General features: G+C 63.9%; 6 protein-coding genes. All 6 read left to right on the top strand.

The window, feature by feature from the left end; all coding sequences use genetic code 11:
* Window positions 1-26 precede the first annotated feature (26 nt).
* The 6 genes from P9239_RS04735 to P9239_RS04710 all read left to right on the top strand — a co-directional run bounded on the left by P9239_RS04735 (window position 27) and on the right by P9239_RS04710 (window position 12,808).
* Entirely contained in the window at window positions 27-680 is a 654-nt protein-coding gene (locus P9239_RS04735) for a DUF1345 domain-containing protein (RefSeq protein ID WP_309749322.1), read from the top strand.
* Between the two features lie 404 nt (window positions 681-1,084).
* Window positions 1,085-2,743 carry a glycogen synthase GlgA gene (glgA, locus tag P9239_RS04730; RefSeq protein ID WP_309749321.1) on the top strand — a complete coding sequence of 553 codons (1,659 nt, stop codon included), beginning with the start codon at window positions 1,085-1,087 and terminating at the stop codon, window positions 2,741-2,743.
* A gap of 376 nt (window positions 2,744-3,119) precedes the next feature.
* On the top strand, window positions 3,120-6,518 hold the full coding sequence (locus tag P9239_RS04725) for a maltotransferase domain-containing protein (protein WP_309749320.1): 3,399 nt from the start codon (window positions 3,120-3,122) through the stop codon (window positions 6,516-6,518).
* Window positions 6,519-6,623: 105 nt separating this feature from the next.
* Complete coding sequence (treS, locus tag P9239_RS04720) at window positions 6,624-10,004, top strand: maltose alpha-D-glucosyltransferase (RefSeq protein ID WP_404980172.1); 3,381 nt, start codon at window positions 6,624-6,626, stop codon at window positions 10,002-10,004.
* The gene (gene glgB / locus P9239_RS04715) at window positions 9,997-12,225 is read left to right on the top strand and encodes a 1,4-alpha-glucan branching protein GlgB (RefSeq protein ID WP_309749318.1); all 2,229 of its coding nucleotides are present in this window, start codon (window positions 9,997-9,999) and stop codon (window positions 12,223-12,225) included. Before treS ends, glgB begins: the two co-directional genes overlap by 8 nt.
* Window positions 12,226-12,565: 340 nt before the next feature.
* Entirely contained in the window at window positions 12,566-12,808 is a 243-nt protein-coding gene (locus P9239_RS04710; protein ID WP_309749317.1) for a hypothetical protein, read from the top strand.
* Window positions 12,809-12,821: the final 13 nt, after the last annotated feature.

Here is a 12,821-nt window from a genome sequence, read left to right as displayed (position 1 = left end):
TTCCAACCAGCCCTCGGCCTCGAGCGATGAATCTTCTTCCGCCCGTTCTGCGCACGCGCCCGCGCGCCATGATCGGCCTGCTGCTTGGTTGCGTCATCGCCGCGTTGGTTCCGGCGCACGTTCGGGCGACCGCCCGCGCGCTGATCGGCTGGGACTCGGCCGTCTGGCTCTATCTCGTGCTGATCTGGGTGCAGATGGCCACCGCGCGCCAGAGCAACGTGCAGGCGCTCGCCGAACGTGAAGACGAGAACGCCGCCGCCGTGCTGGTGATCGTCAGCCTCGCGGCCATTGCGAGCCTCGTGGCCATCGTCGTCGAACTGTCGGCGGCAAAGAGCCTCGGCGTTCACGCGTTCCCCAACTACGTGCTGACCGGCGCGACGATGCTCGGCGCGTGGTTTCTCATCCCTACCATGTTCACGCTTCACTACGCGCGGCACTACTATCGGTCGCCGCCGGGAAACCCGGCGCTGCGGTTCCCCGACCGGCATCTGAAACCCGATTATTGGGATTTTCTATACTTTTCCTTCACGATTGCCGTCGCCTCGCAGACGTCCGACGTCGTGCTCTGTTCGACGAGCGCGCGCCGTACGGCGCTCGCGCAATCCGTGCTGTCCTTCTTCTTCAATCTCGCGGTGCTCGGTCTGTCCGTGAATATTGCCGCGAGCCTCGTCGGCGGCTAAAGCCGGACGTTCGTCTCCCTGCCCCGTTTCGATGCGGCGCGCAACGCGCCTGTCACATCTCGTCCATAAGCTGTATCCGAGCGCTGGACTAAGCGCCCATGTAAAAACGCGGCGCGCGCCGCTGTCACTTTTACATGCGCGACGACTTCGTGCGCTTAGGGTTTTCGCGTGCGGGCAAGCGGACCCTCGTCGAACATCAGTCCGAATTGATCGTGGGCCAGCGCACATACCTAGACGCCCATTGGCACATAGATTGCTGCACTGCGCCAGCAACACCGAATAAACCCCGATCAGCACCAGGATCGCGCGGCCCGGCCTTTCCTCGTCACTCGAACACGAACGTCGATGAACGTGAACGAGGCGCATGGCCATCGTCCCGCGGTATTCCGCACAGGAGTCCCACTTTGCCTTTGAACGTTCTGCTGGTCGCCTCCGAGGCCGTCCCGCTCGCCAAGACCGGCGGCCTCGGCGACATGGTCAGCGCCTACGCCGCCGCCCTGCGCGCAGCAGGCGTCGATGCCACCATCCTCCTTCCCGCCTATCCGAAGGCGATTGCCCAGGCCGAAGGCGTCAGCAAGCTCTGCACCTTGCGCGGTCTGCCCGGCGGCGACGCCGATCTGCTGCGCGCCCGCATGCCCGACACCGGCGTGCCCGTTCTTTTGCTGCGCTGCGATGCACTGTATGCGCGCACCGGGCTTTATCAGGATGCGCAGGGCCGCGACTATCCGGACAACGCCGTGCGTTTCGCGACGCTGTCGGCCGCCGCGGTGCGGGTGGCGCAAGGCGTGCGCGGTGTGAAGAAGCCGGATGTCGTCCATGCACACGACTGGCACACCGGCCTCACGCCGCTGCTGATGAAAGACGCAGGCGTGCAGGCGAAAAGCGTCTACACGATTCACAACCTCGCGTTTCAGGGCAACTACGCGCTCTCGCTGGGCGCGTCGCTCGGCGTGCCGGAGAAGTGGCTCGTGCATGCGTTGAGCAATCCGCAGAGCATCGAGTTCTACGGCGCGTTGAGTCTGATGAAAGCCGGCATCGTCCACAGCGACCGCGTGACGACCGTGAGCGACACCTACGCGCGGGAGATTCTCACGCCGCGCTTCGGGCATCTGATGGAAGGCGTGCTGCAAAGCTGCGCGGACAAGCTCTCGGGCGTGGTGAACGGCATCGACGATGAGGTGTGGAATCCGGCGACCGACCCGCTGATCGAGCGCACTTATTCCTTCGACGACATGCGCGGCAAGCACGCGTGCAAGCGCCGCCTTCAGCGCATGTTCGGCCTGCCGGCGGACCCGTTCGCGCCGCTCATGGCCATCGGCAGCCGCATGACCGGCCAGAAGCTCGCCGACGTGGTGATCGGAGCGCTGCCGCGCCTGCTCGAAAAGCATCCGCGTCTGCAACTGGCCGTGATCGGTCAGGGCGAGGCGTATATCGAGCGCGGCTTCAGGATGCTCGCGCAGCAGTGGCCGGATCGCGTCGGTGTGCACATCGGCTATGACGAGCGCCGCGCGCACGCGCTGCACGCGGGCGCCGACATTCTTCTGCACGGCAGCCGCTTCGAGCCGTGCGGTCTCACGCAAATGTACGCGATGCGCTACGGCACGCTGCCCGTGGCCTCGCGTGTGGGCGGCCTCGCCGATACCATCGTCGACGCCGGGCAACGCGCGGAAATCGCCTCGCGCGAGACGATCTACGTCCGTGACGGCACGCACGATTCGCCCATTGCGATGCATGACACGCACGACGCGGCGCCCGCGCCCACGGGCTTTCTCTTCGACGGCGAAACGCCCGACGACGTGATTGCCGCTGCGAGCCGCGCGCTCGACGCATACATGCGCCCGCCCGTGTGGCGCGCGATGCAGCGCAACGCCATGTCATGCGATTTCGGCTGGGGCGAAGCCGTCGAGAAGATGGTCGCGCTGTACACCGATCTCACCGGTTTGCGCCCGAGCCGCGCCGCCGTCCGTCTGCGCCGCGCCGCCGACAGCGCCGCGCATGTGCTCGACCACGGCGCGCGCCGGACGCTCGAGAGCGGCAAGCCGCTCGTCGCGAAGACCGCCTGAGCACAGAGCGCGCGTGTTCCCCTGCTTTACTTCATAGTAGCCATGCAAGAGAAGAGCCGCCCCGGTCCGCCCGGGCGCGGCACGCAACGTGCTCCCAAGCCCGTGCAATGCCCGCAGGAAATCCCGTTTGGGACCGTGGCGCCCACAGGCGAGCGCGACGAAGCGGCAGCCCTCGCTCGATGCACGTTGCACGCGAGACGCGACCGGGGCCTGCGCCGATGGACGGCGTAGCGGTGTGCCTCGGTTCGCGCCGCGCGATGCGCACGATGCGGCGTAACGTGCGGACCGGCTCTTCAGCCAGTTTGACCCGTGAGCGTGATCGCGATTCGTTGCCCGCATCCCCGCCACCGCAGGACGACTCTGGAAAAGACGAACGATGGAAAACCATCAAGCTCATCATGCTTACGCGCCCCGTATCTACTTCATCGATCCCCTGCTCGTCGGCCCGCTGTCCAACTGGCCAGCCCAGTTCGAACACGCGGCGGCGCTCGGCTTCGACCATGTCCTGATCGGCTCGCCCTTCGTGCCCGGCAGTAACGGGCATCGCGAAGCCGTCGCCGATCATCATCGCCTGCACCCTGTCTTCGAATGCGACACGAGCGCCGCCGACGGCCTGCGCCAGCTCGCCGACGCAGCGAAAACGCACGGCCTCACGCTACTCGTGGACATCGTCATCAACCGCGTAAGCGCGGAAGGCGGCCTGTATCAGGAGAACAAGCACTGGTTTCAGCCGTTCGAAAGCGCCGATGCGCGCCTCGATCCGCGCCGTCCGCCGCAACAGCGCGACGTCGCGTTCGCCAATTTCGCCGACGGGGAAGCCGCGCATCAACTCACGCAGTGGTGGGCGCGCGAGTTGAGCCTGATCGCGGATGCCGGCATCGGCGGCTTTCGCTTCGACTCGCCGCAAGCGGTGCCGGCGCATGTATGGCGGCGGCTCGGGGCCGCGGTGCGCGAGAAGCACGCTGAGACGCGCTGGCTTGCGTGGACGGTCGGCGTATCGCGCGACGACTTGCGCGCACTCGCCGACGCCGAGTTCGATGCCGTCTTCGCGTCGACGCGCTGGTGGGACTTCAAGGGCGCCTGGCTCGTGGACGAGCACGCGGCGCTCTCGCGTATCGCGCCGCCCGTCGCGTTCCCCGAAGAGCCGTTCGGCACGCGACTGATCGCGGACCTGAGCGATACGAGCGATACCGCGCTCGTCGAACGCGCGTATTGCCGCGCGCTCTACACCGCGACGGCGCTCGGCACGGGCGTTCTCGTGCCGATGGGCTTCGAATACGGCGTCGCCCTGCCGATGTCGCAGCAGTACGGCGTCGCGGCTGAATATCAGCGCGCGAAAAGCGAAGCGCGCATCGACTTGTGCGAGCAGATCAAGCGTGCGAACGCGTTGCAGCGCAATACCGAAACGCTCTCGGATGTAGGCGAATTGCGTTCGCTGACGGGCGCGGGCACGCCTTACGCCGCGCTCATCCGCGCAGCCGGCGGCGACTTGCGCGACAGCGATTCGGCAGTGCTCGTCGTCGTCAACCCGGATCTCGTGGCGCCTGTGAATGTGGACACGCGGCATCTGCTGGAAGCCGTGCCCGGCAACTACACGCGTTTCGCGCCGCTCGACGATGCGAGCGCGCAGGCACAGCGCCTCGCGGGGCTGACGTTGAAGGCGGGCGAAGTGCGCCTCTTCCGTGCGGAGGCCGAGCCGTTCATTCTGCTCGCGCAGCCGCAAGTGAAGCGCGGCGCGAGAACCGCCGACAAGAAGTCCGTGGCCGAAGCGATAGCCGCGCCGCGCGTGTCGATCGAAAGCGTCACGCCTTCGGTCGATCACGGTCGCTTTCCGGCCAAGCGCATTGTCGGCGAAGCGGTCGAAATTCAGGCCGCGATCTTCGCCGAAGGTCACGACAAGATCGCGGCAGCCGTGCAGTGGCGCGCCGCCGACGAAACCGAGTGGCACGAAACGCCGATGTCGCTCGTGCTTCCGCTCGGCAACGACTTGTGGACGACGCGCATTCCGCTCGAACGCGTGGGACGTCATGAATTCGTGGTGATGGCATGGCGCGACGACTTCGCGTCGCTCGTCGATCACATGCAGAAGAAGCTGAAGGCCGGTCAGACGGTCGAGCTGGAACTCGAAGAAGCCAAGCACCTGTTCGCGCTGATCCTCGCCGAAGTCAAGACCGTCGAGGACTCCGACAGCGCGCCGCTCGAAGCCATCGTCAAGGAATTCACGAAGGCGGAATCCGCGCGCAAGCTCGAATTGGTGCTCTCGGCTGCGACGGCGAAGGCAGTCGCGGCGGCGCGGCACCGTCCTTTCCTGTCGCGCGATCCGGTCGTGTATCGCATCGACTCGGAACGCGCGGCTGCGCGCTTCGCGAGCTGGTACGAGATCTTCCCGCGCTCGATGAGCGACGACGAGAACCGTCACGGCACGTTCATCGACGTGATCGGCAAGATGCCGCGCATTCGCGAAATGGGATTCGACGTGCTGTACTTCCCGCCGATCCATCCTATCGGCATGGCGAACCGCAAGGGCAGGAACAATTCGCTGACGGCCGAGCCGGGCGATGTGGGCAGCCCGTATGCGATCGGCGCGAAGGAAGGCGGGCATGACGCGGTGCATCCCGAACTCGGCAACCTCGACGACTTCAAGCGCATGCTCGAAGCCGCGCACGAACACGGCCTGGAGATTGCGCTGGACTTCGCGGTGCAATGCTCGCCGGATCATCCGTGGCTGAAGGAGCATCCGACGTGGTTCGCGTGGCGCCCCGACGGCACGCTGCGCTATGCGGAGAATCCGCCCAAGAAGTATCAGGACATCGTGAATCCGGACTTTTATGCGCAGGACGCGAAGCCCGATCTCTGGATCGCCTTGCGCGATGTGTTCCTGCACTGGATCGCGGCGGGCGTGCGCATATTCCGCATCGATAACCCGCATACGAAGCCCTTCCCGTTCTGGGAATGGGTCATCGGCGACGTACGCGCGCGTCATCCCGATACGATCTTCCTCGCCGAAGCGTTCACGCGGCCGCGCGTGATGAACCGGCTTGCGAAGCTCGGCTTCTCGCAGTCGTACACGTACTTCACGTGGCGCGAGACGAAGCGCGACTTCGTCGAATACATGCACGACCTGACGCAGACGGATGCGAAGGACTATTTCCGGCCGAACTTCTTCGTCAACACGCCGGACATCAACCCGCGCTTTTTGCAAAGCTCGGGGCGTCCCGGCTTCGTGATTCGCGCAGCGCTCGCCGCGACGCTGTCCGGGCTATGGGGCGTGTATAGCGGCTTCGAGTTGTGCGAGTCCGCCGCGCTGCCGAATAGCGAAGAGTATCTGGATTCCGAGAAGTATCAGTTGAAGGCGTGGGACTGGAACCGGCCCGGCAATATCGTCGGCGAAGTGACGGCGCTCAACCGCATCCGACGCGCGAATCCCGCGTTGCAGACGCATCTCGGCGTCAATTTCCTGCCCGCGCATAACGATCACATTCTGTTCTTCGAGAAGGCGAATTCGTCGGGCGACAACGTCGTGCTCGTCGCGATCAATCTCGACCCGTTCAACGAGCAAGGCGCTGATATCGAACTGCCGTGGCAGACGCTGGAACGCTGGGGCGTGCGGGAATGGGACGCGATCGCCGTCGAGGATCAGATGACCGGCGAGCGTTTCGAGTGGCGCGGCCGGCGTCAGCATGTGCGCCTGAACCCGCATTCGCTGCCTTTCGCGATCTGGCGCATCTCGCCGACGTGGGGTCTGCCGAAGCCTTCGCCGGACGGAGAACGTTAATTGCGACGCGGTAGAGACGCGCAGCGAACGGCAGCGCTGATAGCAAACCGATAACAGGGCAGAAGCTCGCCTACAAGAGCACTGGAGCAAACCGTGGATACAAGGGTGAAGCGCAGCAAGAAGTCGTCGACAGTCAGCGACGATCCGCTGTGGTACAAGGACGCGATCATCTATCAGGTGCACATCAAGTCGTTCTTCGATGCGAACAACGACGGCATCGGCGACTTCCCGGGCTTGCTCGCGAAGCTGGACTACATTGCAGAGCTGGGCGTCGACGCCATCTGGCTGCTGCCGTTCTATCCCTCGCCGCGCCGTGACGACGGATACGACATCGCCGATTACCGCAACGTGCATCCGGATTACGGCACCATCGCCGATGTCAAACGCTTCATTCAGGAAGCGCACGCGCGCGGCATTCGCGTCATCACCGAACTGGTCATCAATCACACGTCGGACCAGCATCCGTGGTTTCAGCGCGCGCGCCGCGCGAAGCCGGGATCGAATCACCGCAACTTCTACGTGTGGTCCGATACCGACAAGAAGTACGAAGAGACGCGCATCATCTTCATCGACAGCGAGCCTTCGAACTGGACGCATGATCCCGTCGCGGGACAGTACTACTGGCACCGCTTCTATTCGCACCAGCCGGACCTCAACTTCGACAACCCGGCCGTGATGAAGGAAGTGCTGCAGATCATGCGCTTCTGGCTCGACATGGGCATCGACGGTCTGCGGCTGGATGCGGTGCCTTACCTCGTCGAGCGCGAAGGCACGAACAACGAGAACCTGCCCGAGACGCACGCTATTCTCAAGCAGATTCGCGCGACCATCGACGCGGAGTATCCGAACCGCATGCTGCTCGCCGAAGCGAACCAGTGGCCGGAAGACGTGAAGGAGTACTTCGGCGACGAAGACGAATGCCACATGGCGTTCCACTTCCCGCTGATGCCGCGCATCTACATGTCGATTGCAAGCGAAGACCGCTTCCCGATCACCGACATCATGCGGCAGACGCCGGACCTCGCCGAAACGAATCAGTGGGCGATCTTCCTGCGCAACCACGACGAACTGACGCTCGAAATGGTCACGGACTCGGAGCGCGATTATTTGTGGAACACCTACGCGAGCGACCGCCGCGCGCGCCTGAATTTAGGCATTCGCCGGCGTCTCGCGCCGCTGATGGAGCGTGACCGCCGCCGCATCGAACTCATCAATTCGCTGCTTTTTTCGATGCCGGGCACGCCCGTCATCTATTACGGCGACGAACTCGGGATGGGCGACAACATCCACCTGGGCGACCGCGACGGCGTGCGCACGCCGATGCAATGGTCGTCCGATCGCAACGGCGGCTTCTCGCGCGCCGATCCGGAACAGCTCGTGCTGCCGCCCGTGATGGGCTCGCTCTACGGCTACGACGCGATCAACGTCGAAGCGCAAAGCCGCGATCCGCATTCGCTCTTGAACTGGACGCGCAAGATGCTCGCGGTGCGCCGCTCGAAGCATGCGTTCGGACGCGGCACAATCCGCTTTCTGAAGCCGAGCAATCGCAAGATTCTCGCGTATCTGCGCGAACTGAAGGGCGAGCCGCCTATTCTCTGCGTCGCGAATCTTTCGCGTGCGCCACAAGCGGTGGAACTGGATCTGTCGGAATTCGCGGGCTCGGTGCCGCTCGAAATGACGGCGGACCAGCCTTTCCCCGCCATCGGTCAGTTGACCTATTTGCTGACCTTCCCGCCTTACGGCTTCTTGTGGTTCCAGCTTTGCCCCGGCAACATGCGCCCTGCGTGGTCGCAGGCACCGTCGGAGCAGTTACCGGAGTTCGTCACCATGGTGATTCGCGCAGGTCAAACGGGACCGACGCCCGAAAACGTGCGTCTGCTCGAATCGGAAGTGCTGCCGAGCTATCTCAGCAAGCGGCGCTGGTTCGCATCGAAGGATCAGACGCTGCATGCGGTGCGCCTCGCCGCCCTCACCACGATAGAAGGCGCCGGCTTCGCGTTCACGGAAATCGAAGCGGACGTCGGCGATCACACCGAACGCTACGTGCTGCCGCTTTCCATCGCGTGGGGCACTGAAACGACGTCGCCGCTCTACATGCAGCTCGCGCTCGCGCGAGTGCGGCGCGGCCGCACGATCGGGCATATCACGGATGCGTTCGCGGTGCCGCAATTCACCTATGGCATCTTGCAGAAGCTCGCGCAACGCGCCGTGGTGCCGACCGTGCAAAAGAGCGAGATCCGCTTCTTGCCAACTGAACGCTTCGCTACGCTCGACATGAATCCGGCGTCGCCGCCCGAGATCCGCTGGCTCGCGGCCGAACAGAGCAACAGCTCGCTCGTGATCGGCGACAAGATCGTGCTGAAGCTCGTGCGGCGCGTGGTTGGCGGCATTCATCCGGAAGCGGAGATGAGCCGCTATCTCACGAAGCTCGGCTACGCGAATACCGGGCCGCTGTATGGCGAAGTCGTGCGCGTCGACCCGCAAGGCGTGCCGCATACGCTCGTCATTCTGCAAGGCTTCGTCGACAATCAGGGCGATGCGTGGAACTACGCGCTCGACTATCTGCGCCGCGTAGTCGATGAGCTCGCGGTTACCGTGGATACCGAGGAAGGCAAGCCCGATCAGAACGCGCAGCTCAACGGCTTCGAAGGCTACGCCAATATCATCGGCATCATCGGCAAGCGGCTCGGCGAGTTGCACGTCGCGCTCGCCACGCCGACGGACGACGAAGCGTTCGCGCCGCACCGCGCGACCGCCGAAGACGTGCAAGGCTGGATCGAGGGCACGCTGCAACTGCTGACGAGCGCGCTCGACATCCTTGCGCAGAAAATCGGCAGCTTCAATGAGCACGACCGCTTTCTCGCGCAAAGCCTGCTGGACCGCCGCGACCAGCTTGTCGAAGCGGTGAAGCAGCTCGTGACGTCGGACGCCGATGCGCTGTGCATCCGCATTCACGGCGACTTCCATCTCGGACAGGTCTTGATGGCACAGGGCGATGCGTATCTGATCGACTTCGAAGGCGAACCCGCGCGCACGCTCGACGAGCGCCGCAGAAAGACGAGTCCGCTGCGCGACGTCGCCGGCCTGCTGCGTTCGCTTTCGTATGCGAGCGCCGCCGCGCAACCGACTACCGAAGCCGCGCCCGCGCAAACGGCCGACCGCAAGCGCGCGCTGTTCGAGCGTATGCGCGCCGTCGCGGAGCAGAGCTTCATGCGGCAGTACCGCGAAGCGATTGCATCATCGCCCGAGCCGATTGCGGGCGAAAGCGTGCTGCCTGCGCTGCTCGATTTGTTCCTGATCGAAAAAGCCGCCTACGAAATCCGCTACGAAGCGGCGAACCGGCCGACGTGGATCGGTCTTCCGCTGCGGGGCCTCGCGTCGCTCGCGAGCCGCCTGCTCGGCGACACGGGCGAGCCGCCCGCGCCCGGCACGCGCCCCGTGTTCGATGCAACCAAGGACAATCCGGATGGAACTCACCATGAATAACCGTAGCGATCCGGGAGCGGATACGAGGAATCCGGCACACGGCCTGAATCCGCTCGACATCGATGCGCTCGTCGAGGCGCGGCATCCCGATCCGTTCTCGATGCTCGGCCTGCATCAGACCGAGCACGGCTACGTCGTGCGCGTGTTTCTGCCGAACGCGGCGGGCGTGAGCGTGGTCGATGCAGGAAGCGGCGAGCCGCTCGGCACGCTCACGCGCATTCACGATGCCGGTCTTTTCGCGGGATTCGTCGAGAGGCCGACGGCATACCGGCTTCTGATCGACTGGCACGGCACGCCGCAGGACACGCACGATCCGTATTCGTTCGGCCCCGTTCTCTCCGATGACTGGCTGCACCGCCTCTCGCAAGCCGATCCGTATGCGGTGCTCGAATGTCTCGGCTCACGGCCGATCACGCATGGCGGCGTGGCGGGCGTGCGCTTCGCGGTATGGGCGCCGAATGCGCGGCGCGTGTCGGTGGTCGGCGACTTCAATACATGGGACGGACGCCGTCATCCGATGCGTCTGCGTCATAGCGCGGGCGTGTGGGAACTGTTCATTCCGGGCATCGGCGCGGGCACCCGCTACAAGTACGAGATCGTCGCACGCGAAGGCTACACGCTGCCGCTAAAGGCCGATCCGTGCGCGATGCAAAGCGAAAAGCCGCCTTCCACGGCATCGGTGGTGGCGGATGCGGACGCCATCGACCATTACGCATGGACCGACTCCGAATGGATGGACGCGCGCGCCGGCAAGCAGACGCCGCAGGCGCCGATCGCCATTTACGAAGCTCATGCGGAATCTTGGCTGCGCGTGCCGGAAGAAGGCAATCGCGGCATGAACTGGCATGAACTGGCCGAGCGCCTCATTCCGTATGCGAAGGGCATGGGCTTCACGCATATCGAGTTCATGCCGGTCGCGGAGCATCCGTTCGGCGGATCGTGGGGTTATCAGCCGCTCGGTCAGTTCGCGCCGTCCGCACGCTTCGGCACGCCGGAGCAGTTCGCGGAGTTCGTGAATCGCGCGCATGAGGCGGGACTCGGCGTGATCATCGACTGGGTGCCGGCGCACTTCCCGAACGATGCGCACGGTCTCATCCAGTTCGACGGCACGCCGCTCTACGAGCACGCCGATCCGCGCGAGGGCTATCACCAGGACTGGAACACGATGATCTACAACCTCGGCCGCAACGAGGTGAGCGCGTTCCTGATCGCATCCGGGCTTGCGTGGCTGAAGCGTTATCACGTGGATGGCCTGCGCGTCGATGCGGTGGCGTCGATGCTGTATCGCGACTATTCGCGCAAGGCGGGCGAATGGGTGCCGAACATCTATGGCGGCCGCGAGAACCTCGAATCGATTGCGTTCCTCAAGCGGCTGAATCAGGAAGTGCGGCACATTCCCGGCGCGATCACGATTGCCGAAGAATCGACCGCATGGCCGGGCGTGACGGCGAGTGTCGACAGCGGCGGACTCGGTTTCGACTTCAAGTGGAACATGGGCTGGATGCACGACACGCTGCACTACATGCAGGAAAACCCGGTGTATCGGCAGTATCACCATCACCTGTTCACGTTCGGCATGGTGTACGCGTATTCGGAGCGATTCGTGCTGCCGCTATCGCACGATGAAGTGGTGCATGGCAAGGGATCGCTCATCGGCAAGATGCCGGGCGACCGCTGGCAGAAGTTTGCGAATCTGCGTGCGTATTTGAGCTTCATGTGGACGCATCCGGGCAAGAAGCTGCTCTTCATGGGCGGCGAGTTCGGTCAGGTCGCGGAGTTCGATCATGACCAATCGCCGCACTGGCATCTGCTCGATGACGCGATGCACGGCGGGCTGCAAAAGCTCGTGCGCGATCTGAACTTGCTCTATTCGCATGAGCCTGCGCTGCACAAGCTGGATAGCGATCCGCGCGGGTTCGAGTGGATCGTCGGCGACGACAATGGCAATAGCGTCTTTGCGTTTCGACGCACGGACGCCGAGGGGCGCGAACTCGTGGTCATATGCAATATGACGCCGGTGCCGCGGCATGGATATCGCGTGGGGTTGCCGCGCGGCGGGCGCTGGAGTGAGATCCTCAATTCGGATGCCGCCATTTATGGCGGGTCCAATATGGGGAATGGAGGCGTTATTCATGCTGATGACCATGCGAGTCATGGGAAGCAGCAGTCTGCTGCACTGACTTTGCCTCCTTTGGCGGCTATTGTTTTGCGGGCTGATTAGATTTTTTGCTTTTGCCTGCGGCGCTCTTTTGGGTAACTTGCTTTGTCGTCGGTCTATTAGCGTTGCCCCTCCCCGGGGCGGGGGTCACTTTCTTGGCTGTCGACCAGAGTAGGCGCTTTAGCGCCGTACTCTGGTCCCATGCAAAGAAAGTAACCAAAGAAAGCAGCTTTTCTGGGCCCGCAGCACCGAGAAGGTAGTCACTTCGCAGAGAGACCGTGGTACTCAGTTGGATACAGCCTTGAATCACCTCCGCGCCCGCTGAGCGCCACGTCCTCCGAGCCCCTTGGCTCGTTAACACCAACGTGCGTTTGCGCGTGTCGCATGGAAGAAGGAAGTGCCTGTGTCCAACGATCTCGAACTACCTGCGCGCTTCGATTGGCTTGGGCAACGCCAGAAGAGCGACATGACCGATGTTCCCGACGGTCTTGACCAGCCAGAGGGCTTGGAGGACGTGGTGGTCAGCAGGCGTGGAAGGTTCAACTTCAACCGCGCTAATGGCAAGCATCATACGAGCGATGTTCCCGAAGGTTTTGACGAGCCAAGGGGCTCGGAGGACGTGGCGCACAGCGGGCGTGGAAGGTGATTCAGGGCTAATT

Origin of the sequence: Caballeronia sp. LZ062 (assembly GCF_031450785.1) — a bacterium.
GTDB lineage: Bacteria > Pseudomonadota > Gammaproteobacteria > Burkholderiales > Burkholderiaceae > Caballeronia.
This window is presented reverse-complemented; position numbering and strand designations above follow the sequence as displayed.

Bases quoted from the DNA above. Each gene is read 5' to 3' on its own strand.
- P9239_RS04735 (WP_309749322.1), top strand. From the start codon at position 27: ATGAATCTTCTTCCGCCCGTTCTGCGCACGCGCCCGCGCGCCATGATC.
- P9239_RS04725 (WP_309749320.1), top strand. From the start codon at position 3,120: ATGGAAAACCATCAAGCTCATCATGCTTACGCGCCCCGTATCTACTTC.
- glgB (WP_309749318.1), top strand. From the start codon at position 9,997: ATGAATAACCGTAGCGATCCGGGAGCGGATACGAGGAATCCGGCACAC.